Raw genomic sequence first — 22428 nt, forward strand, 5'->3', positions numbered from 1 at the left:
TCGTCGGCGCTGCGCCAAATTTCTCGCAGGCCTTCAACAGGGGCCTGCCGCCTGCATTTGCGAAGCCACAATGGCACTGTTTTGATCACTGACCCATCGCATTTCGTGGCTTTGGGGGCGGTAGCAGGCGACGCCGGTCCGAAGCCCACGGAGACCTGCGATGATGTTTCAATATTCCACCCTCGCCGGGCTGAAATCGCTCGCCAAGCAAATCCAGGCGGAGCAATCGGTCCCCCGGCACGAGGCGCTCGACCTCGCGGCATGTGCCGGCGGGTTCCAAGGCTATGTCGACGCGAAGCGCAAACTTCCAAGCCGGTCCGCGCTCCACAATGTCACGGTTCGGCAGACTTGGTGGGGCTATGAATCAAGGGAAAGCGGAATTGCGCAGATCGATCTGGAACTGCGTGCCTCGCTGACCGAGTTGGTGCGACCTCATCATCTGACCGGCTATCTCGGCGCCTGCAAAGTGACAGAAACCGTCTTTCTCGAACGTAGCGGTCAGCAGCGTCACGCCAATGAAACCCAATGGTATATTGGCCGGATCGCTCGCGCGCTGCAGTTTATGGACGCCACCGGCCTCAAACCCTCAAGCGCCCGCAGATGCTATCCGACGCATGAATATGAGTCTCGTCCGCCCGTCGCCGATCACGATCATTGCTGGTTCGATCCCGAAGCGCGGGTCCATATATTGTCGACAGAACCCTATCCCGGGCGAACCGAACGAGGCGAACCCCGACAGATCGAATGGGAACAGCGGCATGGTTGGAGCACCATGTACGTCGACTGGGGTAGCATTTATGGAAATGGCACGGAGTTCATCCTCTGTTGCCCCGCAGCCTATGCTGATGTGCTTTCGGCCAAGGTTGAACTCCTCGAGCGTTCGGTGACGGCCGTCGAGGACGAGGCGGTCGTGATCGAGACATTTGATCCCGCCGCGCGCAAGGTCATCGTCTTCGATTAGGTTTGCCGGAAGGAGCGGGGCTGCGGGCGCGCTCTTTCCCGCCGGCCTGGCGGCCGGCTCTTGAGGGCGCGGCACCTGATGTATCGGGCCCCGCCGCACTCTGAACCGGCGGCATTTCGGAATTGCGGGCGTTGAAAGCCGACATGCCCCGGCTTTCCGCCCGCACCCAATCGTGCGACATGGCCGCCTTGTTGCAGGGTGCGCTTCATTGACCGGCCGGGCGGAAATGCTGCGCCAGAGAATTGCGGAATCGTCCGCTCGCGCGAAGGCGGCCAATCGACCAATCGTCGGGCGATCGAGCCCGTGGCACACTGGCTTGCCCCGGCCAGTCTGGGAAGTTAAAATTCGGAATGCGATTTCAGTAAAGGCGAACCCGTCGCGGTTGATTGCATTGCGTCTGCCGCCGTCGGCGATCTTCTTGGACATAAACCATGGCTACGCGTCGGGCATTTGTCGGTGGCTTGGGAGCGGCGTGCATGAGCGGTATAATGCCTACACCAGGCGCCGGCTTCGAAAAGGCTGCAGATGATCGGGAATGGATGACTTTCACCTTCTGGCACGAGGACACCATTCTGATACCGGTAGCGGTCAACGGCGTCAGGACGACGGCGATGATGGACTCGGCTGCTGTCGCGTCGGTAATCGATCTGGCCTTCGCGGCGACGGCAAAAGTTCCGCTTTCGTCGGTTAGCCAAGCATTCGCGGGGCCGGGCGGAAAATTTGCGGCGTCGCGAAGCGGTGAACTTCTAGTTTCCATTGGCGCTTCCCCCATGCCTCTGCCTTGGGCGGCCGTCGTAGATCTGTCCCAACTTTCGTCGGCCCTCGGCGGGTCCATAGGCTTCATTTTGGGCCAGGACATATTGCGAAATCGCGTTTTCGATTTCCGGTTCGATACGAATAAATTCTCGGTGCGCTCGAACGCCCTCGGCCTTGATACGGCAGGGCTCACGGAGCTGTCGCTCGCGCGAGGCGTGCGCCGGGAACCCACGATCGAGATCGAAATCGAAGGGCGCGAACCGGTCGCAGCGGCTGTAGACACGGGCAATTCAAGCCCGCTGCTTCTTTCGGCCGCTTATGCAAAAAGGGCAGGTCTCTCGCCGAAAAGAAGCTCTACCGGTCTGTCGGTAACAGCAAATGGCCTGAGTACGAACCGGTTGGTCACGTTGGATCGCATCCGCTTGGGACATCTGGACATGGCCGACGTTCCGGCAGAAATATTCGAAAACTGGACTGCGGATGGGTCGCCCGCGAATATCGGGATGCCGCTACTGGCAGGGCGGCGGCTCGTCTTCGACTTCGGACACGATCGGATTTGGCGAAGCCCATTGACGGCCGCGTCGCTTCGGCGGGATCGGTCGGGCTTGGGCATCGCAGCAGAGGTCGATCGGTTGGTCGTCGTGCATGTTGCGTCCGGCAGCCCGGCAATGGCGGGGGGATGGAAGCGGGACGAGCAAATATTCGAAGTCGACGGTCAGCGGATTGGACCGTCATACAATTCCGGCGATCTGTGGCGCTGGCGTTTCCGGCCAGCGGGCACTTTGGTCAGCCTGAAGATGAAGGATGGCTCCGTTCGGCATTTGCGGCTCGGCGACTATCATTGATGGCATCGGATGATCGGTCATTTCCGATGTCGAGCAGGGAGCCATTTCGGCGCAATCAGGAGGCTGCTCATCCGCTACCGGCCAGTCAGGATTAGCGATGCCGCAAGAACATATGCGAAGACGGCGGATGCGCCGGTCATCGCCATTCCGAAGGCACGGGCAATTGGACTGGCCGCATAACCGATCGCGAAAGCGGCTCGGCCGATAAGGAACAGCAAAACCATCAACGGTATGAGGACAAGTTCGTTGTCTTTGAGGACAGTGGCGAGGATCAAATGCGCGCCCACTGCAAGCACGGTTTGCTCGAGCGTATTTTGCAAATTGGCACGACGGACGGCCAAGGCTGGACTTGCTTCGCTATAAGCTGAGCCATGGCGATCGGCCGGTGACCAGAAGCGTTTTTGGGACACTGCCCTGACGGAGCCCGCAAGCCAGATCAGGATGAGCAGATCCCATTTGAGCGCGAATGCGAGCCGATCGGCCAGCGTCATGGGACCTGAAGCGCCGACGAGGTCAGACGCGAGCCACAAGTAGCCGCCACCGAGTATCCCGGCGCACAAGAATATGGCCAACGCGCTTTGTCGAATGATCGATTTTTGTTCCTGGTCGAAAATCATGATCTTCTGACCACCCTATTCTGATCGGTTCACCTTTCGGCGCTTGCGGGCTGGGCCCGGACTTGTTGATGTGGGCGCGCAGCGGTGAAAAGAATCTGTTTGAGGCCTTTCCAGTTCATCGCAACGATAGCCGCTGCCAGCGCCAGATATCCCCAGCCCAGCCATGTGAGCGTCCGAATCGTTAGCGCCTCATCGTCGCGAAAGGTGAACGCTAAGCCGATCTGCGCAGAAAACAGGACCGACAGCGCAATTGCGCCCCCAATGCCCAGGCGCAGGCGGAGCAGTAGCGCCAAACCGAACAGCGACTGCGCGGCGGTAAGAAAGAACTCCTCATGCTGCCGCGCGTCGAGCGGAAGCGCCATTAAACTGCCAGCGCCGACACTCATTGCCAGCGGCAACATTCCAACGAGCAAGGTCCATTGGTTGATCTTGTCGCTGATCATTGTGGTGAGACCTGCCGCAGCACGATTGGAGAGGACAAACAGAATTGCAACGGTAACGGCGGGAGCTTCGCTGGCGAGCGGCGCGAGCCACTGGATGAGTAGGAACTCGTCGATTCCAAGTATCCGCCCAGAATCGATCATCGCCTCGGCAAAAGGCTCGGCAGAGACGAAAATGACGGTGGCGGCAGTCAGGGCCAAGCCCCCCATCAGCGCCCATTGCCGTCGCACGGGGAGTTTCTCGATCTCGGCAGCAAGACCTACCTCTTCGTCCTCATCCTCCCCTTCTTCCTCGACCTTCGGCAGACTACCCACGCGCCACAAATAGGCGATGAAGATGGCAATGAGCAGGATAGAATCGACGAAGGAGATGCTGTCCTTCATCAGGATGGAAAAGGCGTAGAGGCTTGGGATCAGCAGGAACAGAATTTCGACGCTGTTGACCGGCGCAAGCTGAATCGATTGGCTACGCGTGCGCCACCAATGAAGCAGCACCAGCAGCGGCCAGGCGATTCCGACCAGGAGCCGATTGGCCCCGGTCATGTTGGCAGCCGCGTAATGCACATAATCTGATTGAGGCGCTTGGCCTGCCCGCCACGCGTAATAGATGTCGACCGCATATTCTGGCAGCACGGTGATGATGGCGACGACCGCGAGAATAAGGCCGGCCGAAATCTGCCCCTCCGCAGTCTCTGCACCCCAGGACAGCATGAAGCCGGCCGCGAGGATCGCGGCGCCGAACACCATCGCGTCTAGGATCGGGTCGGGACGCCAGTCGGTCACGCGAAAATAGATCGCCGGAAGCATGGCGAGCACGGCAACCGCAACCGAGAACCAGAGCTTGCGCATCTATGAGCCTCCCTTTCGTTGCCTGGTGCGGAGTAGCAGTCCCTCGTGACACCCCGCCGATTTGAGTCGAGATCGATCAGGGAATAGAGAATGCAGCATGTCAGGCGGTAGTTATCGAAGGATAATCACCCGGTCCCTGACATGAAATGGTTTTTTGGAAGACCAGGGGTCGGGTAGCGCTGGCAAAAGCGTCGAATTCATTCGCTTGCGGTCCAGCTAGCCATTTTTCGGCTTTGTCGATTTCTCGCATTGGGCATGTAGCTGGGTCCAGCCGATTCGAAACTGGATAAGCTCCGGCCGGACCGGCCAATGCCAACCCCTCGATCAACCATCGTGAAGGTTCGAGGCTATATTTCTGAGGGGCACCACTCAGGTTGGCGCGTCAGATTGCGGCGTCCAGGGAGTATTCCGAGCGTAAACCGTGACGCACTGCAAATCATAAGCAGCATGGCAGTTTCATCGTCCGCTGCTGACTGGCGTCAATCCTTGAACCGCGCGAGGAGTCATGCCGAACATGCGCCTCATCGTGCGTGAAAGATGCGCCTGGTCCGAAAACCCGCCGAGGAGTGCTGCGTCTACCAACGTCTCGCCATCATGCAATGCGCGAGCGGCGCGATCCAGCTTGCGCCATAATAGCCACGTCGAAAGTGGAAAGCCGAGGTGATGCCGCGCAAGAAATCTCAACCGCGAATCCGACAATCCCAAATTCTCTGCCAAACTTGCGATCTGCATCTCATTCGGGTTTTCGGCCAGTTGCTGCAAGGCGGTGAAAAGGCGATGATCAACCGTCGAACGACTTCTCGGGACCGAATCTAACAGATTTACGACCCATTCCTGAATGGTGATTTTGGAATCAAATCCAAGAAAGCCGCGATCGTCTACTATGTTGATATCGCCGCCGGCGATTTCGCCCATCACGCGGAAAGCCAAAGGCGTTTGCGGCTCCAAATACAGCATCGATACGACATGTTTGGCTATCAGGCGGTGTTCGACCATCGGCTGGATTACAATCGTGTGGCCGGAGAATTCCTGCCCGTCCGCATCAACTACGCAAACCGCACGGTCCGAACCGAAGACAAGCTGGATCGCCGCATGTCTATGTGGGCTGTTATCGGACGAATGCCCTCGATAGGCTGCCCATCCATCGCCGAAAACAAACGCGTTCATCAAAGCTGGTTTGCCATCATTTTGGGGCGCGCTTGGCACCGGACCGCGGAACGTAGCTCAAAAGCGAAGCACGAATATTGAACAAAACGGTCGAATGAAGTGATGCCGTTTCCACCCAAAAGCCCGGTTCCGTTTCGTTCAAGCCGACGCGACCAGCGCCGCCTAAAGTAGGCAGCAATCTCGATTCAAAACGATTGTCTGCTCAATTTAGGACGCTGAAAATGCTGAAGAACTTTGTCCGGCTCATCTATCTACCGCTTTTCCTGATTGGCGGCAACGCCCTTGCCCTCCACATCGTCGGTAACGACCTTAGCCGGGCTTGGCTTTTTGCGTTGGTCGGCGGGTTCATTTTCCTCGCCTTTTGCCTTGAACGACTTGTTCCATATGACACGGCGTTCAACATCGATCAGGGGGACACGCTGCGGGATTGGAGCCACTTCTTGGTGAATGAATCCATGGCAGTAATCGGGATATTGTCGGTTCCCTTCACTGCCACGCTGCTCGCAATCCCGTCCGTATGGCCAGTAGGTTGGGCCCTTTGGCAGCAACTTCTGCTGGCTATCCTGATCGCCGACATCGGTATCACGCTGGCTCATTTCGCCAGCCATCGCTTCGCCTTTCTTTGGCGCTTGCATGCCGTGCACCATAGCGTGAAGCGGATGTATGGTTTCAACGGGCTGATGAAGCACCCGTTGCACCAGCTCATCGAGACGCTTGCGGGAACCACTCCCCTGCTGCTGCTTGGGGTTCCGCAGGATGTGCTGTCGTTGTTTGTTGTCGCCGTGCTGCTTCAGCTTCTCTTGCAGCATTCAAATGTTGCGTACTTTACTGGGCCGCTGAAATACATCCTGGCGGTCAATGTCGTTCATCGTTTCCACCATATCGGTAACGCCAAAGAGGGCGACGTAAACTTCGGCCTTTTCACAAATCTCACCGACCGGATGTTGGGAACAGTGTTTTTTGATCCCAATCGCAAAATTGGTTCGGCTGACATCGGAATCGAAGACCGGCCGGACTATCCCAAAGAATATCTCAAGCAACTTGTTGAACCCTTCAGGTCATAGCGGTCCCATGGCGGGCAAGCTCGTCACGGCAAGGAGAAAAGCCTTGAGAGGCAAGGTCATATCGATCGTTTTGGTAGTTCTCGTATCCGTTATTGCCGTCGGCTACATGTCGGGCCGGCAACCGGATCGAGATGCTGTTGCCGCCGCCAGCAAAGAGTTCGACACAGCGTTTCGCGGAATGTTTGTAGATGCGAACGGTGTCAGGCTGCACGTTGTTATTGCCGGTCCGGAAGATGGCAAACCGATTCTCCTTCTTCATGGTTATCCCGAGTTTTGGTACGCTTGGCGTGGCGTCATGGCCGACCTCGCTCGCAAGGGCTACCGGGTAATCGCTCTCGATCAGCGGGGCTATAATCGGTCCGCAAAGCCCAGTGGAGCCCATTCCTATCGTCTTAATATTCTTGCGAAAGATATTGTAGAAGTTGCCGCCGCGCTCGGCCATGAACGATTTGCGCTGGTTGGACATGATTTTGGTGGGCAGGTCACTTGGTGGACTTCTTTGCTACACCCCAAAAAGGTAGTTGGGGCCCTGGTCGTCAATAAGCCCCATCCCTATGCGATCCGCGACGTCAGGCCAGAAGAGGAGGCGATTAGCTGGTATCGGACCTTCCTACGGGTTCCGTGGCTACCGGGCCATATTGCACGATATGGTAACTGGGGACTGCTCGAAAAAAATCTGCAAGACACATCCGAGCCCGGAACCTTCTCGAAGGAGGTGATGGATCAATACAAGGCGGCCTGGGATCGTGATGGGTCCATCCACAGCATGGGCGCATGGTATCGAGCCAATGCGACGTTCGATGCAGACGTAGGCGCCGGGCTTGTCACTGTTCCGGCACGCCTTTTGCTAGCGAAAAATGACGCGTTCAGCCCGCCCGAACTTGCTTTCGCTAGTGAGCGGTATCTTGAGAAAGGCGACGTGCGAGAGCTGCACATAGGGACTCACTGGGTAATCCAGGAGCACCCTCGCTTGATTGCCGATGAGATCGACAAATTTGTTGGCGGCTTGGAATGGACGTCCGGCCGATAATTTCCTGGCTTATGCGAGAACGCACTGTGGAACGCGCCAATTGAAAGAAACCCAAGTGATCGACCCCCACGTGCGGTTCGGCTGGCGTTTGTTCGCCGCTCGGCGGCAAAGCTGTCGGGTGCTGCCGATGACTGTGGTGGGGGGGGGGGGGGGGGGGGGCTTGGAAAAATGGATCCACAATTGGGTCCAGTTTCTATTGCTACCTCTCCAGTATCGACCAAAATATCGCTGCGACCTCCCAGTAGGGGGACGTGTGACCGGGTTCCGTCGCGTATGTCCAGGCGTAAGCTAAAGGCGGCGGTATGCGCTCCCGACGCGCGTTTCCTTTGCGCGGTCACTCTTTTCACTCCGAGCGCATGGCCGGAAAATAAACCGATTATAAAATGGAGCAGCTTTTCGTCGTGGCTTAGCTTTGGACTGCGACTCATTTCGGTCGCGAACGATGAAAGGAAAAGCCATGGACAAGCGTGAAACCGGTATCGTCGATCTGGGCGATGCGCGCACCGAAACCCGCGGGCTCGGCGTCGAAGGTCCGATCGACCTTGCGACTCTCCAGCGGACCTACAACGACGGCATCCAGGCCGACGACTGATGCACCGGGCGTGCGGCGCCTCGGTGCCGCACGCACGCATCTTATCTCCAATGGCCTCCTACCGCCTCCGCCCCAACCTCAGGTGTTGCGCAATAGGCACACGGACAATTTGCCTCGATCTTTCGACTAGCCGCTACTTTCTGCTGGAAAATGTTGCAGCCGCAGCATTTGAGGCGTTCACGAAGGGCACGGCGAGCGATGAGCAGACGGGCTGGCTTTTAGAACGAAATCTCGTCGAGGCTGGCGTTCCCACAGTGGCTCCATCGCTCCCTCCCAATCCAACCGAAAGCATTTTCGATGGTCCAACCGGACCATCGCACCCTTTGCTTCTCTTGGAAGCCGTCGCCTCACAATGGCGCGCGCGGCGCAACCTCGAAGCCAGACCGCTTGGCACGCTCCTGATCCCGACGGGGCTACCCGACACCGGCCTCGATCCCTGCAGGCCCGTTGCAGTCGCCTTTGCCCGGGCATCGCGCTATCGCGATGCGACCGACCAATGCCTCGTCCGGGGGCTTGCCATGCGAACAATGCTTGCGCGCCGCGGGCTGGGCGTCGATCTCGTCATCGGGGTGATGCTCCCGTTCGCAGCGCATTGCTGGGTTCAGGCAGGCCCCGTCGTAATCAGCGATCCCCTGGATCGCGTCCAAAATTTCAAGCCCTTGCTGACAGTGCGATGAGGCTCGCCTTCCGCCTCGACATTGTGCCGTCCGGTCTAGCGCCGCCGCCTGATAGCGCCGCGACGAAGTGTCCAGTCTTCAGTTCGTCCGTCGCGCGGCTATGCAGTCCGGCGCCGTGCATCGATCTTGGGGAAAGAGGCTGCATCGTCGGGCCACTCTTCCGGCGTGAGCTTCCGTCAGGCCGCGTGACGGATCTCAATCGGGCTGAACGGCAATCGATCGCCGACACGCGCGGTGCGGCGCTGCTCGCCGGCTATTGGGGCGGCTATATTGCTATGCTGATCGGCGATGACGGGGCTATTTCCGTGTTGCGCGATCCGTCCGGAATGATGCCATGCTACATGCGTCGCGAGGCGAGCGGTGTAGTGCTAGCGAGCGACATGACGGCCGTCGCCGAGCCAGGTCATGTCGCCGTCGATTATGGCGCGCTGGCGCGCATGTTTGGCGGGATCGACTTTATCGGCCGAAAGACAGGTATCGACGGTATCGAGGAACTGCTTCCCGGGGAGCGTCTCGTCGTAACGGCTAACGGGAACCGGATCGAGCAGGCTTGGTCGCCATGGGATCATGTTCGGCCGCCAAAGGGCCGTGGTTTCGAAGCCACGGCCTTTGTGCTGCGTGACACGCTCAAGGATAGCATCGGAGCTTGGTCCACCGGCTTCGACAATATCCTCGTCGGCGTGTCGGGCGGACTCGATAGTTCGATTGTGGCAGCGGCGCTAGGCCCGCGTGTACCAAGGTTCCGGTGTCTGACGATGGTCGAGCCCGGCACCGATGGGGATGAGCGGCGCTATGCGAAGGCCCTCGTCAACAGGCTCGGTGTCGGGCTTGATGCGTCGATCTTCGACCTCGGCGCCGTCGACGTTACCCAACCGGTCATGCGCCACCTCCCGCTACCCATTGCTGCCCACTATTTCCCCGCCCTTGAGGCCGAGCATCGCAGACTCGAACACGAATGGCCGATCGACGGATATTTTTCGGGCAATGGCGGCGATAATGTTTTCTGCGCCCTGCGCAGTGCGGCGCCGCTTGCCGACCGTTTTCTGGCACAGGGACTTCACCCGGGCCTGTTCGCCACCGCACGCGACCTTGCCGACCTGACCGGCTCGGGCATGATCGACGTCGTGCGCGCAGCCTGGGAACGCATTCGGCGACGGAAGGGCGGACATCGTAGGCGTATCGATCTTACGGGCCTCGGATCTATGGGCCGGGCCGCCGCTGTGGAGGAATCGGATCGGCATCCCTGGTTCGCGGCGCCGCCCGGCGCTCTCCCGGGTAAGGCTGCGCATGTTGCAATGCTCGCCCGTGCCCAGAAGAGCATCGAACTCTATCCCCGTGCTGTCGGCCCGCCACAGATCGCCCCGCTGCTGTCGCAACCGTTACTCGAACTCTGCCTGTCGATTCCGTCGTGGTATTGGGTGCGCGGGGGCCGCGATCGTGCAGTCGCGCGCATGGCGTTCGGCGATCTCCTACCAGATCTCATTCTCGAACGCAGGACAAAAGGCAGTCCCGGCGGATTTGTGCGGCGCGTGTTCGACGCCCAAGGAACGAAGGCGGTCGAGATGCTCCTGCAGGGCAGACTCGTCGCGGTGGGGCTGGTCGACCCCGACTGGTTAATCCGCGCAACCAAGGAAGGCTGGCGTGACGATGGACGTGATCATCGGATTCTGGCGTTCGCGGCGGCCGAGGCTTGGTCGCGCTGGTGGGAGGAAGGCGGTCAGGTCGGATGCTAATGTCCGTTCACATCGCTTGCCGTCCTGGCGCTGCAACTTCGCGGGGACGTATCACGCATCTTGTCCCACTTCGCGTAACGGTCGGCGTAAGGCGATTGTGGATCGCGCTTGCCGAGCAGCCAATAATCGAACCACGCAATATTTTCCTCCATCGCAAGGATGCGGTTCGACGGGATGTGGAAGATGTGCGTTTCATCTGTGGCTGCATTCTCACCTGGGTAAAGGCTAAGCTGCGCCGGAACACCAGCCTTTCGGAGCGCGGTGTGAAGATCGATTGATGGGATGAGCGGCGCCGCGACCTGTTGCAGCACTGCGCCGCAAACTTCGTTTGCACGAAGCGATGGTGAGAGCCGCCGATAATTCGCGAGCGCCGCCGGGTCGGTCGGCGGCCCGCCGAACACCGTGTCGTAGGAGCCCGCCACGTTGAAGTAGAAGGCCGGTTCGAGATACCCGCCGTCGCCGCTTGATGCAGCACGGAACATCGAGCTGTTCGTGATCGTGACATTCGTCATTTGCGAGCCGAAGCTGTAACCTGCGATCCCAACCCGTGCCGGATCCACAATCCCTCGATCGATGAGCTCCTTCACGGAGTCTTCGAAGGTCGCGACCGAGTTCAACCAAATCAGCTGCCGCAGCTTCTCCGGCGAAACCGCCTTCGTCTCGCTGATCCAAGCTTCATAGGCGGCCTGGATTTCGCCGTTCTGGCGGGAAGTCGGACTATTGACGAGCAGTACGACATAACCCCGCTCGGCGAACAGTTGCGCCGGATATTCCCATTGATTTTCGTGCGCTGCAAAGCGGTCGTCCGCATCGGATGCGTGCGTGATGACGATTGCCGGATATTGCCGACCCTTGGTGTATCCGCGCGGCCAGACGATATAACCGGTCGCCTTGTAGCCATGTCGATTGGTCCATGTTCGGGGTTCGGTCCGGAGCGGTGCGATCGCCTCATGGTTGGCCGAAACCGATGCCACCCGGGCTATGCCGCCGGCCGCAACGTCGATGCGCACGAGCGACGGCGGCGTCGTCTGCGATTGCGCGATGCAAGCTCCTCTGGTGAGCGAGGCGGTAAAGTCGCAATAGTTGAGGCTAAGAGGGCTGCTGATCGTCCGGACACGATCATTTTCGATGATTGCTAACCCGAAGCGAGGATTGTCGATCGTGCGGAACCCTGCGATCGCACGCTTCCCGTCGGGCGACAGGAAGCCGCCTGCCGCACGGGCATCGCCCACGGCAAAGGGAAAGCGCCGGAAGCTTCGCCGCTCGCCGCCGGGGATGGTTTCGACAAGCTCGCGCGTATCACCGGTGCCTTCCGAAGACAGCCGACCGCCATGAAGGCCGGGAAGGCGCCAGTAACCGCGGGCGGCTTTACCGTCCACCACTCGAATTTTTTCCGATGTGAACGACCAGCCCATCGTTACGACCTGCTGCCGCCCGGTGGGGTCCGTTTCCATCACATCGAACCGCACCTCATCCTCCTCCCACTGGACGAAGCTGCTGCCGAAGAATGTCTGAAGGTCGCTTTGCGGACGCGTCGCGAGAAGAATGTCCCTGCCCCCAGGATCGCGGAGGTAGATCGATGCAGTGGCTCGGCCGGGGGCGCGACGCTGCGCGCGCTCGACGGTGACCGTGTCGTCATAGCGCACCCTTTTGACGAACGGTTCGGCGTCAAGGACGGCATACCAGAGCCACCGCCCATCGGGAGACCAGCTGTGCGCGCGCACTCCCGTAGCGAGCGGCGCATGTCCATAGCCCGGAAACACAGCGCCCTCGGCATCGCCATAAATCGCTGTTGCGGGATGAACAACGATCGGGGTTACCGCGCCGCTCGCTCCGATCCGGTAGAGCTGAACGCCATCTCCCTTGTCGATCCGCGCGCTCCAGTCCGCCGATCCGGGAATGCGCTTCAGCTGATCGATCCATGCGGCTCGCAGCAACTCGCGGGTCGTGCCCTTGTCCAGATCAACATTTCGCAGCAGTGCGACGGTCCGGTCGCTCTTGCGGTCGGCGATCCGCACGACATAGATCGCGCTCTTGGCATCCGCCGAGACAGCGAGATCCCGTACCTCGGGGACCGTCAGTTGATCGTCTATTGTCCAGCCTCGGCCGGCTTTCTGTGCGGCGGAGGCCGGCGAGGTCGGCAGTGCCGCGCCGAACAGCGCCGCCCCTGCGAGCAGAATATGGCGGATCATGCTCACCACTCCTGCCGCGCGGTGAGGCCGACGAAGCGCCCCGCCGGCGAATAATTTGTCGTATCATATGGCGTCTCGCTGGGCAGGGCAGTGACGATCGCGGTCGGCTTCGCATTGAACAGGTTGAGCGCGGCGAGCGACACTTCGGTATTCTTGCCAAAGCGTACTCGCGCCGTGAGGTCGAGCGTGGTGTAGGAGGGAATGCGCACGCGCACAGCCTGCCGATCGTCATCGAGCCCGCTCATATGGTTGACGAAGGCCGCGAGCGTGAAACGATCGTCGACATAGGTCACCCCGGCACGCCCGCGAAAGCGCGATGGCCGGAACAATGTGCCTGCGAGCGGCGCCCAGGCAGCGCCGGGAAGGATTTGCTGGCGGCTCTTCAGGAAGCTGCCCGCCGCCGAAAGCGCAAGCTCTTTCCCGTCATCAAATTCAATGCGGTAGCGCATCGAAAGGTCGATGCCCGAGTAGCGCTGGCGCGCAATATTGCGGTCGCGCGCGTCGATAAAAGCGACGATGGTCGCTGGGTCGTAGGGCCGGCCCGTATTATTCTCCAGGCCGAGAAGTGCACCATCGATGATCGCGGCAAGCTCGTCCGCATTGGGGTCTAGCGTGACAAGGCCGGCGTAGAGCGGGTTATCGAGCACGCCGACGAGCGATGGGATCGGTGTTGCGACGCGGTCGGTGTAGTCGATCCTGTACCACGCCGCGGTGAATTCGAGGCCGTGCGTCGGTGTAAGCTGCGCGCTGAGTGTCATATTGTCCGATCGCTCGGGTCCGAGGCGACTGTCCGGGCCCGCCGCGAAGATGATGTTCGCACTCGCCGGATAACCGCTCCCGTAGCGAGCGGCGCGTCCCATGATCGCCGAATAGCCGCTATACTGCTGGTAGAGCGTCGGCATTTTGAACGAGCGCCCCCACGATGCGCCGAGACGGAGGATTTCCGCTGGCTCCCAGACGACTCCGATCTTGGGGGTCATGATGCTCGGTGCGTCCGAATAATCCTCGAAGCGGAGCGCGGCTGTGAGCGAGAGAGAGTGGAACCATGCAATCTTCTGCGCGGGCGCCGTGACCGGGATCAGGAGTTCGCCATAGGCGAAGAGATTGTCACGCCGCCGCCGGACATCGCCGGTGGGCGACGCCGCGAAGAAGTGATTGCGCCGCGCCCCGCCGCCGACGGCCATGCGCACATCGCCTGCCGGCAGGACGAACAGGGGGCCCTGGAAGCCCGCTTCAAGCGCGAGGTTGCGGTTGAAGAAATGCTTGTCGATGTGTGCGAGCAAATTTCCCCCGAAGAAGAGATCGGAGTAGCCGCCCGTGCGATCGGTGCCGAAGAAACCGCTCGCCTTGAAGCGCCAGTCTCCGCCGAGTTCAGCAGAGAGGCTCGGCGCGATACCGAAAGATTCCGAGGTGCTGACATTGTCGAGCCCCAACTCGTCGGGCGCGAGCGCCAAGCTGTATCCCGTAACCGAGTGCAACCGGCTCTTCTTGTAAAGAAGGTCGGCAGCAAGCGTGATATGCGGCCCGAGCGCCTGATGTCCACTCACGAGCAGTGAGTGCCGCCAGGTCGCGGGGAAGAGCATCGTTTCCGTATTGGCGGCGCCCGCATAGTCGCGATCGCCGGCGCGGATCGCCGAGGAGCGGCTATAATCATAGGCTGCGAGGAGCCCGCCCAACGACCACGCCTTGCCGCCGAGCAGCCCATACTGCTGCTGCATATTGCCGCCATCCGTCGATGCGCCGACGCGGGCCGTTGCCGACAGACCTTCATAGTCGCGCTTGAGCAAGATGTTCACCACACCTGCGACGGCGTCTGCGCCATAGATGGCCGAGGCGCCATCTGCTACGATCTCGATCCGCTCGACAGCCGAAACGGGGATCGCGCTGACGTCGATCACCGAGGACACGCCGGTGTAGGCGAAGCGATTGCCATTGATTAATGTCAATGTTGCGTTTGGGCCGATGCCGCGCAGGTTGAAGGTCGAGGCGCCGTTGACATTGGCGTTCTCGTTGGGCGCGCCCTGACCGTTGCCGATGCCGGGGTTAAATCCGCCGCCGAAATTTTGCGGGAGGCTGCGTGCGACCTCACCGAGATCGGCCTGACCGCCGTTGCGAATATCTTCGCTCGTCACGCGGACCACCGGGGCTGCGGATGGGGCCCCCGCGATCCGGCTGCCGGTCACGACGATGTCTTCTTGCGCCGGACTGCTCTCGGATTGCGCTCGCCCCAGGATAATGACCGAACCACTCTCGAAGCGCGCGGTCAGCCCGGTCCCGCGCAGCAGGATTTCGATGGCCTCGCGCGGGGTAATGTCGCCGTTTAGCGGTGGCGCCTTCCGGCCTGCGAGATCGGTGCTCGACGCATAAAGTTCGATTCCTGCCTGCGCGGCCACTTTTCGCAATGCGTCGCCTAGGTCCTGCGTGGGCAGGTCAAAACTTTGGCGATCCTGAAGCTGAGCCGCCGCGGCAACGGGATGCAGACAGGCAATACCCACCATCAGCGACAGGTAAAAACGAGACTTTCCGGACATCATCATACTCCCCCTGGGTTGTGACCGGATGCTTGGGCACACGGCCTTTGGGGGAGCGATGACGCCTGTCACGCGACCGCCTTAGGGAAATGACGAAATAATTATCGTTGGCGCAGGTGGACGCCGTCGGCGCGCTTGCTGATCTCCAGATCGAACAACAGGGCGAGACGCTCGGCCACTGTTTCGGGCTGGCTGATCCTGAACCGGCCCGACGCCTCGAGCCCCTCGGTTCTTGCGTCGTCGATGATGATCGGTTTCGCCGCGTAGCGATTGGCTTCGACGACAAGCTGATCGAGCCGGACCGAGCGATATTCTGCCCAGCCCGACGGCCATTCGCGGCTGCCTTGCTGTGTCGGCGATGCCGCCGGCAGCTGCTCCTTGCCGTCGGGACCGAAGATCGCGGACCGCCCCGATGGCAGGGATCGGGCGTGCCCGGCGCCGGTTTCCGGGGCGCCGCCAAAGCGAATATCGGCCTTGCCGCGCAGCAGCGTCACGCGGAGCGCGCCATTTTCCTCGAAGCCGATATCGAGCGCTGCGTTTTCGGCCGTGACGACGCCGTCGCCGATCTCGACGCGAAGGGGCTGTGCATTCTTGGTAACCGAAAGCCGGACGCGTCCTTTGGCAAGCCGGAGATGGCGGTCTGCTTGTGCAAATGAGACTTCGAGCCGGCTATCGGTGTCGAGCACCGCGGTTGAACCATCGGCAAAACGGAAGCTGCGAATTTCCCCGCGGCGGGTTACCAGCGGCTCGGCCGCGCGCGCCGTGAGCGAGCCGTCGCCAAGGCGGCCGGGAAGCGAAGTGCCTCCGGCGCCGAAGGCAAGCAGCACCACGGCTGCGGCGGCGATCACGGCTCCGGCCGACAGCCAGCGTCGCCTGGCCTGGCGTCGGCCGCTGCGCTGCTGAGTTTGCGCAGTGCCGTGACGCGACGAGGATTTCAGGATCGCCGAGGCCGCGAGCGTCTTCGCGATCCGTTCATAGGCCGCCTTGTGATCAGGCGAGGCCGAAAGCCAGGCATCGAACTCACCGCGGAGCGCGTCGGCATCGTTGCCGCGCATCTTTACGAGCCAGGCCTGCGCTACCGTGTCGACCGGATAATCGTCAGACCCCGCACTCATCGGCCGCTGTCCACCACCTTCGCGATAAAACCGAGCGCCCTCATCATATGATATTCCACCGTCGCGATGCTGATGCCGAGGCATTCATGTATCTCACGATAGCTGAGTTCGTCGACCCGGTGCATCAGAAACACCCGGCGGGTTTTTGGCGGCATGGCGTCGACCGCCTCCTCGTAGAGCCGCAGAAGGTCGTCGGCTTCCATATTCCATTCCTGCTGCGGCGGGCTGGCGGCGTCGCTCTCCTCCTGGAAGGAAAAGAAAAGCGCGGGCGCGCGTCGCTGCCTTCGGGCCCGGTCGATCAGCAGATTTTGCGCGATGCGGCGAAGGAACCCGCCGGGATTGGCGAGGCTGTGGCGCTGCTCGCTGCCCGCCGCGCGTGCAAAAACCTCCTGCACGAGGTCCGGCGCCTCCTCGGCTCCCGCCTTTCGGCGCAGAAAATTGAAGAGCCAGGCACCATGCGCCCGAAAGGCGTCATCAAGGTCGCAAAGTTCGGCCGGCGCTGTAACGGGCCGGTCGTCGGGATGCGCGTGACAGGCCGACGACACCGAAAAGGGGTGGCGCTGCTGCGACGATTTCTTGGAGGAAAAGGAAGGCAAGAGACACAGCCGGCCGGCACGAGACAGCAGTCCGGCGCTTGCCAGGCTGTCGATCTCCCAACGCTGTGCCGCCGTTGGGCCGCGCGAGGGCGACCTGGTCCGGAACGGCCGCCTGTCCGGGAAGGACGGGCGTTCATAATGGCTGACGATAATATCGCGCGGGCGTTGCCAGATCGATCCCGCACCCCGAATCATGTCAGTATGACCGCGCAAAGACAAGGATTATGGGTGGCATCGGGCGTTTGGGCGCCGGGGTCGGCACTATGACGCGCCTCCGAGCAGCCGGGCGTAGCTGGCCGCTTCGCCGGCGCGGCGCTCGTGATAGCGCAGCAGAAGGTTGCGCGTCGCGTGCGGCGTGCCGCTTGTCAGCGCGGCCGCTAGCGCATCCAGTTCGGCGGCTGTTTCGCCGACAAGCTGTTCGTCGAGGTGCCGCGCCAGATGGAGGCGGTCGCCGAGCGCGATGATGCTCGCGACCAGTTCGCCGTTGCCCGACCTCATCGCCATTTCGGCGAACAGCCCGGCGGTTCGGTCGGGATAATCGCCATCCGCCCGGTCCGGCGCCACCCGCCCGCGCGGGGTGGTCGAGAGCGCCGCGAGCAGCAGGCTGAGGTGGAGTTCGAGCATGTCGCGATATTCGGTCTCGGACAGGCGATGCGCGTGAAATCCGTCACCATGCGTGAAATCGACCATGCGCTCGCCCGCCAGCCGGTAAAGGCAGTCGCGCACCGGGGTCACGCTGACGCCGAGCTGATCGGCGATCTTCGCCGATTCCAGGCGGCTGCCGGGAGCCCAGCCGCCCACCATCAGCCGGCGCTTGATTGCTTCATAGGTCGGCTCGACGACATGTGCGGGACTCATGCGCGGTTCCGCTCGGCCGCTGCAAAGTCTGCGAGCATCTCCATCTGGTCGGGACGCAGCCCATCGACGGCGCCGATATGCTCAGGGATATCGCCTCCGAGCAGGACCGAGGGGCATTGGCCTTCATAATTTCCAAGATTGGGGCGATGCTGGCGGTAGCCCGCGAGCGCGGCGAGTTCTGGCGGGAACTCGCGCGCGACCTCCGGCGGATAGGCGAGCCACAAATTCTCATAGGGCTTGAGCCAGCCGAGGCTGTAGCCGATGACGATGCCGCGCCGCACCTTGTCGGTGATATTGGCGCCGGCGCCATGGGCGGTCGAGCCCAGAAAGCAGATCGCGGCGCCCGGGTCGCAAGCGGCGATGATCGGTTCGCCGGGGTCCAGCTTCGCCAGGCCATTCGCGCCATGGCTGTGCGGATAGATGTGCGTCGCGCCATTGTCCGCGGTGAAGGAGGTGAGCGGCCAGATGATATTGACCAGAAATTCATGTTCGCCCTTTTCTCCCGCCCACATGTCGTGATCGCGGTGTGGAAACTGCCGGATCTCGCCCGGATGGATCTCGATCGCCTGCGCGACATTGAGCTGGATGCTCTCGCAGGCGTCGCCGAGAATGGCTTTGACCGCCGCAAGGATTGTCGGCTCGAGCGCCAGTGCCCGCGCCCAGGCCGAGCGCTTCATCAGCGCGCCGAATCTTTTGGTGCGATGACCATAGAAGTCGCCGCGCCCGAACGGTGTCGCGGCGAAGACCGGATCGAGATCGGCTTCGAGCGCTGCCACAACCTCGGTCGGCATCAGGTCGGGAATGATGCAATAGCCCGTCTGGCGCAGCTCCCGGGCAAGGTCGTCGGACGTAAGGCCGGTCATGCTTCCGCCTCCTCATCGTCGTCAGCGAGGTGGAGCGAGAGCGGCGCATAAACGCCGCCGCGCTTGAGGTCGTCCAGCACATGCGCGTCGATATGGATGTGCAAAGCCATCAACCGGCCGCCCGGGTCTGCGGCCCGAGGCCCGAGCGCCTCGCATCGCCAGCCGAACCCCCGGACCTGATCGAACCAGCATAAGTCGGCGACGCCGGTATAATCGGTGATGCCTTCGCGCAGGGCATGCTCTGCCAGCGCGGTTACCAGCTGATCGCGCGCGGCGCGGCGAGATGCTGCGTCCTGGTCCCGGTCGAGGCAGAAACGGCTGATCTCGCAGACTGTGGGACCGCGCGGTACGTCGCCCGCGCACAGATGCGCATAATATTTGCCGAGGAGATGCGCACCCTCGGTCGGAATCAGCCGCGCCGATGCGCGGTGGCGGCCGTCGGCGTCAAGAAGGATGAGGTAGCGCGCCGCCGGCGTGTCGAACTCGTCGAGCTCATAGCGGCCGGCGAGCACCGGCAGGTCCCATTTGAGCAGGTCGATGAAGACGCTCTTTCGCGCGGCGAACATGGCGCGCAGCGCCGCATTCCCGGGCGCGCCGGGCGCCCGCGGGGTCATGTCGATCATGGCTGTTCCTCGGCTGTGTGGTGCCGGGAATCAGATCATTTTGTCGCCATCGCGCGTATCCCCATAAATGGGGATGATCCGGACGATTTCTGGCCTTCCTGGACGCGCTTTCGAAATCAGCCGGGCGACGGTCTGGCCTGGAGCGCCTGCAGCAGCGGGCAAGAAGGATCGTCTCCGGCATCGCAGGCGCGTACCGAATCGGCGAGGAGCTGTTCCATTCGCTGGAGATCGGCGATCCTTGCGCGCACCGTTGCCAGGTGCGACGCCGCTACCGAACGCACTTCGGAGCAGGCCTGCTGGCCTCCCTTCGCGAGCTCCAGCAGCGCTCGCACCTCATCGAGGGTGAAGCCGAGTTCGCGGGCCCGGCGCACGAAACCGAGACGCCTTGCATCCTCTTCTGCATAGCTGCGAAAGCGTCCGCTCCGTGACGGGATGCGCAGGACGCCGATGCGCTCATAATAGCGGATGGTTTCGATGTTGCAGCCCGTTCGGCGCGAGAGTTCGCCGATCTTCATCGCGCCCGTTGCCCCATCGTCAAAATACCTCTTGAATCTGTAGCTACTACAGATGCTACGTCGTTCGGCGACCCCGCACAAGGAGCCGATCCCATGTCGCAAATGCAACCCCGACCCAAAGGCATCGCCGCTGCCGCATTGACAGCAACGGGCATCGCCGCCGCTTTCGGCGTCGCGGCCTGTTGCGCGCTTCCCATCCTTCTCGCCTCGGCAGGTATCGGAGCCGCATGGCTCGGGGGCATAGCGATGATCGCCGTGCCTTATCGCACCCCGCTTCTCCTGATCGCGGCGGCGTGCCTCCTTTTCGGCGCCTTCTTGCTGTTCCGGCAGCAGCGGGCCGCCCGGCGCTGCGGCCCCGGCGGCGCCTGTACGCCCCCGGTGGTGCGCATCCTGACGCTTGCCGGCCTCCTGCTCGGTGCGGCCCTCCTGTGGGCGGGCTATCATTATGTCTGATACCGACCTCGAACTAAACTCGACGATCACCTGCCCGCAGTGCGGTCATCGGGTGACGGAAACGATGCCGACCGACGCCTGCCAGTATTTTTATGACTGCAAGGGGTGTGGCACGGTACTGAAACCCGAGCCCGGCGATTGCTGCGTATTCTGCTCCTATGGAACCACGCCCTGCCCGCCGATCCAGATCGGGGGCAAGGGCGCATGCTGCAATTGAGCGCCATGCCTTGGCCGCGATTGCCTTGCTGACGATGTCCGCAAAACGCCCAATTCTCAGGGCAGATGCCACCAGTCGTAGACGTCCGCAAATCCGATAAGGCCATCGAAAAGCGCGCAGAGGGTGAGCATCTGGCCGCAATGCACGTCATAGCGGTCGCGCGCCGTCTTGAGATGCTGGACGACCGTCTCTTCGCCGATCCCGAGAATGAGGGCAACTTCGGCAGCGGTCTTGCCGCGCGCGGTCCACAAGACGCATTCGCGCTGCCGCTCGCTGAGTGTTGCCCGGCCCTTTGGGGGCACCGCCCCGACAAGCTGGCGTGCCGTGACGATCGCGATCGCGCCGATGATCTCGGCGATGCGGAGCATATCGTCCCTGAATTCGCTGCGAGGACGAAGGACAAACGAACAGGCGCCGCTCGCTTCGCCGGGAAGATGACGCGGAATCGTATATCCGTCCGCGAGGCCATATTCGCGGCCGACATGGAGCATCTGCCTGTCGCCGCGGGTCAAAGGGATATAGCTCTCCAACTCGCCCCAGCGGAAACCCGTCATCGACCGCTCGCCGGCGCGGCGGACCGGATCGGCACCCCCGAGATCGAAGCCGACATAGACTTTCGCCCAGGCGTCGGGATAGTTGTGCACCAGCAGCGAGGCCGGTTCGGCGCGGCCGCGGCGGTCATAGGCGAGCGCAAAATGATCGAAGCCCATACGCAGCGATGCCTGTGCAAGGGCAGTGGACAGCCCGTCCTCATTCGTCGCGGTTGAAATTTCGAGCGCCAGTTCCTCCATCAAATCAAAATATTTCACTGTGACCGTCCGGTCGCAGGCACGTTCCCAACCCGTCCATCCCGCGAGCCGCTCCCTGGTCGCCGATCCCGGTTCCTCTCCGGCCCCGGCGATAGATGGGACATTGCGCGACTGGTCCCGGCCGTCGGCGAAGCGGGCTATTGGCCTCGCCCCTGCTGCGCGATGGCGATCGCCTCGCTGCTCTAACCCGCTGGCGAAGCGCAAGAAAGACTTGGGCACCGCAAAATTGGCCCCAAATCTGCATCTATATTCCGGCCTCCTGATGGCCGGACGTCCCGAAGCGAGCGAGAGGAGCGGACGGGTTTTTGCGAGCGGATTGAAGGAGGCGGGAGAGACCCGGCCTCCGGTCCGCCGCGGAGATCTTTCATGTCAGCTAATCCTCTCTTCCGGCGCCGTGCATCCGCACGGCCCGCAATCCGCCGGGCCGGCGCCCGTTCCGAAGGTCGTGCGCAGCGGGGTGCGGCATGAAGCTCCTCACCCCCGACATCGCGGCGCGCCTCAGCGCCAATGACGCGGCCCGCCGCGCTGCTGCCGCGCGCGGCGAGCGCGAACCCGATCCCGAACCCGTCGTCCGCTTCTTCAACCCCGTCGGGTCGGCCACCTGGCTCGCCACCGAGATGGACGAGGACGGCATCTTGTTCGGACTCGCCGATCTGGGCTTCGGATGTCCCGAGCTTGGCAGCTTCGCGCTCGCCGAACTCGAAGCCGCCCGTCTGCCATTCGGCCTCGGCATCGAGCGCGACCTTGGATTTACGCCGCATCATCCGCTTTCCATCTATGCCGCAGCGGCCCGCAGCGCAGGTTCGGTCCTGCTCGGCGAGCGGAAGCTGCGGGAGGCGGCCGCCAGGATGAGCGGGCGCGGGCACCGGATCGCCGGGCGGGGTTAAGGCCGCCTGCGGCGGCCTCAGAGGGAAAGGAGGGCCGG

22 protein-coding genes are annotated in these 22428 nt (G+C 61.9%); 10 read left to right on the forward strand and 12 right to left on the reverse strand.

The annotated features are described in order from the left end of the window. Nucleotides 1-160: 160 nt before the first annotated feature. Both FG91_RS09160 and FG91_RS09165 read left to right on the forward strand, forming a co-directional pair. On the forward strand, nt 161-961 hold the full coding sequence (locus FG91_RS09160; protein ID WP_152568064.1) for a hypothetical protein: 801 nt from the start codon (nt 161-163) through the stop codon (nt 959-961). Nucleotides 962-1437: 476 nt separating this feature from the next. After that, nucleotides 1438-2562, forward strand: a complete 1125-nt coding sequence (locus FG91_RS09165; RefSeq protein WP_037514374.1) for an aspartyl protease family protein — start codon at nt 1438-1440, stop codon at nt 2560-2562. Between the two features lie 74 nt (nt 2563-2636). Here the strand turns inward: FG91_RS09165 and FG91_RS09170 are convergent, their stop codons facing one another. The 3 genes from FG91_RS09170 to FG91_RS09180 form a co-directional block, all read right to left on the reverse strand. Then, nucleotides 2637-3179 (reverse strand): MAPEG family protein, encoded by a 543-nt coding sequence (locus FG91_RS09170; protein WP_037514375.1) that lies wholly within the window; start codon nt 3177-3179, stop codon nt 2637-2639. Nucleotides 3180-3208: 29 nt separating this feature from the next. Beyond that, nucleotides 3209-4468 (reverse strand): sodium:proton exchanger, encoded by a 1260-nt coding sequence (locus FG91_RS09175; RefSeq protein ID WP_052187447.1) that lies wholly within the window; start codon nt 4466-4468, stop codon nt 3209-3211. Nucleotides 4469-4924: 456 nt separating this feature from the next. Continuing rightward, nucleotides 4925-5635, reverse strand: a complete 711-nt coding sequence (locus FG91_RS09180) for an AraC family transcriptional regulator (RefSeq protein ID WP_081940498.1) — start codon at nt 5633-5635, stop codon at nt 4925-4927. A 221-nt stretch (nt 5636-5856) separates the two neighbouring features. On the opposite strand from FG91_RS09180, the gene FG91_RS09190 reads away from it, so the two are divergent. The 5 genes from FG91_RS09190 (at nt 5857) to FG91_RS09205 (ending at nt 10731) form a co-directional block, all read left to right on the forward strand. Beyond that, nucleotides 5857-6699, forward strand: coding sequence for a sterol desaturase family protein (locus tag FG91_RS09190; protein WP_037514378.1), 843 nt, complete (start codon nt 5857-5859; stop codon nt 6697-6699). A 7-nt stretch (nt 6700-6706) separates the two neighbouring features. After that, nucleotides 6707-7729, forward strand: coding sequence for an alpha/beta fold hydrolase (locus tag FG91_RS21385; protein ID WP_081940499.1), 1023 nt, complete (start codon nt 6707-6709; stop codon nt 7727-7729). Nucleotides 7730-8186: 457 nt separating this feature from the next. Then, a complete protein-coding gene (locus FG91_RS22495; RefSeq protein ID WP_268746375.1) occupies nt 8187-8321 on the forward strand; it encodes a hypothetical protein in 135 nt (44 codons plus the stop codon). A gap of 50 nt (nt 8322-8371) precedes the next feature. Further along, on the forward strand, nt 8372-8998 hold the full coding sequence (locus FG91_RS22595; protein WP_161785643.1) for a lasso peptide biosynthesis B2 protein: 627 nt from the start codon (nt 8372-8374) through the stop codon (nt 8996-8998). Nucleotides 8999-9183: 185 nt separating this feature from the next. After that, nucleotides 9184-10731 (forward strand): asparagine synthase-related protein, encoded by a 1548-nt coding sequence (locus FG91_RS09205; RefSeq protein ID WP_037514380.1) that lies wholly within the window; start codon nt 9184-9186, stop codon nt 10729-10731. On the opposite strand, the gene FG91_RS09210 is transcribed toward FG91_RS09205, so the two are convergent. From FG91_RS09210 to FG91_RS09245, 8 genes are all read right to left on the reverse strand, one after another. Continuing rightward, nucleotides 10728-12923: a prolyl oligopeptidase family serine peptidase gene (locus FG91_RS09210; RefSeq protein WP_052187452.1), complete on the reverse strand. Its 2196-nt coding sequence runs from the start codon at nt 12921-12923 to the stop codon at nt 10728-10730. The two genes, FG91_RS09205 and FG91_RS09210, sit on opposite strands and share 4 nt — an antisense overlap. Before the next feature lie 2 nt (nt 12924-12925). Continuing rightward, nucleotides 12926-15454, reverse strand: a complete 2529-nt coding sequence (locus FG91_RS09215; protein ID WP_052187456.1) for a TonB-dependent receptor — start codon at nt 15452-15454, stop codon at nt 12926-12928. Between the two features lie 101 nt (nt 15455-15555). After that, complete coding sequence (locus tag FG91_RS09220; protein ID WP_037514382.1) at nt 15556-16569, reverse strand: FecR family protein; 1014 nt, start codon at nt 16567-16569, stop codon at nt 15556-15558. Beyond that, a complete protein-coding gene (locus FG91_RS21395) occupies nt 16566-17360 on the reverse strand; it encodes an RNA polymerase sigma factor (RefSeq protein ID WP_081940503.1) in 795 nt (264 codons plus the stop codon). Before FG91_RS21395 ends, FG91_RS09220 begins: the two co-directional genes overlap by 4 nt. A 66-nt stretch (nt 17361-17426) precedes the next feature. Beyond that, the gene (locus tag FG91_RS20960) at nt 17427-18023 is read right to left on the reverse strand and encodes a GntR family transcriptional regulator (protein ID WP_052187453.1); all 597 of its coding nucleotides are present in this window, start codon (nt 18021-18023) and stop codon (nt 17427-17429) included. After that, nucleotides 18020-18886, reverse strand: coding sequence for a phytanoyl-CoA dioxygenase family protein (locus FG91_RS09235; protein ID WP_037514383.1), 867 nt, complete (start codon nt 18884-18886; stop codon nt 18020-18022). Before FG91_RS09235 ends, FG91_RS20960 begins: the two co-directional genes overlap by 4 nt. Then, on the reverse strand, nt 18883-19509 hold the full coding sequence (locus FG91_RS09240; RefSeq protein ID WP_037514384.1) for an acyl-homoserine-lactone synthase: 627 nt from the start codon (nt 19507-19509) through the stop codon (nt 18883-18885). Before FG91_RS09240 ends, FG91_RS09235 begins: the two co-directional genes overlap by 4 nt. 116 nt (nt 19510-19625) lie before the next feature. Beyond that, nucleotides 19626-20024: a MerR family transcriptional regulator gene (locus tag FG91_RS09245; protein WP_037514386.1), complete on the reverse strand. Its 399-nt coding sequence runs from the start codon at nt 20022-20024 to the stop codon at nt 19626-19628. Nucleotides 20025-20117: 93 nt separating this feature from the next. Between FG91_RS09245 and FG91_RS09250 the strand changes: the two genes are divergently transcribed. Together FG91_RS09250 and FG91_RS21400 are read left to right on the forward strand one after the other, a co-directional pair. Continuing rightward, complete coding sequence (locus FG91_RS09250; protein ID WP_052187454.1) at nt 20118-20477, forward strand: mercuric transporter MerT family protein; 360 nt, start codon at nt 20118-20120, stop codon at nt 20475-20477. After that, a complete protein-coding gene (locus FG91_RS21400; RefSeq protein WP_081940504.1) occupies nt 20470-20694 on the forward strand; it encodes a GDCCVxC domain-containing (seleno)protein in 225 nt (74 codons plus the stop codon). Before FG91_RS09250 ends, FG91_RS21400 begins: the two co-directional genes overlap by 8 nt. Nucleotides 20695-20750: 56 nt before the next feature. Here FG91_RS21400 and FG91_RS09255 read toward each other — a convergent pair whose 3' ends face one another. After that, nucleotides 20751-21503 carry a LuxR family transcriptional regulator gene (locus FG91_RS09255; RefSeq protein WP_235211992.1) on the reverse strand — a complete coding sequence of 251 codons (753 nt, stop codon included), beginning with the start codon at nt 21501-21503 and terminating at the stop codon, nt 20751-20753. A gap of 464 nt (nt 21504-21967) precedes the next feature. On the opposite strand from FG91_RS09255, the gene FG91_RS09260 reads away from it, so the two are divergent. Next, nucleotides 21968-22390: a DUF2958 domain-containing protein gene (locus FG91_RS09260; RefSeq protein ID WP_037514388.1), complete on the forward strand. Its 423-nt coding sequence runs from the start codon at nt 21968-21970 to the stop codon at nt 22388-22390. Nucleotides 22391-22428: the final 38 nt, after the last annotated feature.

The organism is Sphingopyxis sp. LC81 (assembly GCF_000756375.1).
GTDB lineage: Bacteria > Pseudomonadota > Alphaproteobacteria > Sphingomonadales > Sphingomonadaceae > Sphingopyxis.

Excerpts from the sequence above, each read along its gene's own strand:
- FG91_RS22595 (WP_161785643.1), top strand. The coding sequence starts at position 8,372 with ATGGCCTCCTACCGCCTCCGCCCCAACCTCAGGTGTTGCGCAATAGGC.
- FG91_RS09240 (WP_037514384.1), bottom strand. The coding sequence starts at position 19,509 with ATGATCGACATGACCCCGCGGGCGCCCGGCGCGCCCGGGAATGCGGCG.
- FG91_RS09210 (WP_052187452.1), bottom strand. The coding sequence starts at position 12,923 with ATGATCCGCCATATTCTGCTCGCAGGGGCGGCGCTGTTCGGCGCGGCA.
- FG91_RS21400 (WP_081940504.1), top strand. The coding sequence starts at position 20,470 with ATGTCTGATACCGACCTCGAACTAAACTCGACGATCACCTGCCCGCAG.
- FG91_RS21395 (WP_081940503.1), bottom strand. The coding sequence starts at position 17,360 with ATGATTCGGGGTGCGGGATCGATCTGGCAACGCCCGCGCGATATTATC.
- FG91_RS09235 (WP_037514383.1), bottom strand. The coding sequence starts at position 18,886 with ATGACCGGCCTTACGTCCGACGACCTTGCCCGGGAGCTGCGCCAGACG.
- FG91_RS09165 (WP_037514374.1), top strand. The coding sequence starts at position 1,438 with ATGAGCGGTATAATGCCTACACCAGGCGCCGGCTTCGAAAAGGCTGCA.
- FG91_RS22495 (WP_268746375.1), top strand. The coding sequence starts at position 8,187 with ATGGACAAGCGTGAAACCGGTATCGTCGATCTGGGCGATGCGCGCACC.
- FG91_RS09160 (WP_152568064.1), top strand. The coding sequence starts at position 161 with ATGATGTTTCAATATTCCACCCTCGCCGGGCTGAAATCGCTCGCCAAG.
- FG91_RS09245 (WP_037514386.1), bottom strand. The coding sequence starts at position 20,024 with ATGAAGATCGGCGAACTCTCGCGCCGAACGGGCTGCAACATCGAAACC.
- FG91_RS09190 (WP_037514378.1), top strand. The coding sequence starts at position 5,857 with ATGCTGAAGAACTTTGTCCGGCTCATCTATCTACCGCTTTTCCTGATT.
- FG91_RS09260 (WP_037514388.1), top strand. The coding sequence starts at position 21,968 with ATGAAGCTCCTCACCCCCGACATCGCGGCGCGCCTCAGCGCCAATGAC.
- FG91_RS09170 (WP_037514375.1), bottom strand. The coding sequence starts at position 3,179 with ATGATTTTCGACCAGGAACAAAAATCGATCATTCGACAAAGCGCGTTG.
- FG91_RS09220 (WP_037514382.1), bottom strand. The coding sequence starts at position 16,569 with ATGAGTGCGGGGTCTGACGATTATCCGGTCGACACGGTAGCGCAGGCC.
- FG91_RS20960 (WP_052187453.1), bottom strand. The coding sequence starts at position 18,023 with ATGAGTCCCGCACATGTCGTCGAGCCGACCTATGAAGCAATCAAGCGC.
- FG91_RS09250 (WP_052187454.1), top strand. The coding sequence starts at position 20,118 with ATGTCGCAAATGCAACCCCGACCCAAAGGCATCGCCGCTGCCGCATTG.
- FG91_RS09175 (WP_052187447.1), bottom strand. The coding sequence starts at position 4,468 with ATGCGCAAGCTCTGGTTCTCGGTTGCGGTTGCCGTGCTCGCCATGCTT.
- FG91_RS09215 (WP_052187456.1), bottom strand. The coding sequence starts at position 15,454 with ATGTCCGGAAAGTCTCGTTTTTACCTGTCGCTGATGGTGGGTATTGCC.
- FG91_RS21385 (WP_081940499.1), top strand. The coding sequence starts at position 6,707 with ATGGCGGGCAAGCTCGTCACGGCAAGGAGAAAAGCCTTGAGAGGCAAG.
- FG91_RS09180 (WP_081940498.1), bottom strand. The coding sequence starts at position 5,635 with ATGAACGCGTTTGTTTTCGGCGATGGATGGGCAGCCTATCGAGGGCAT.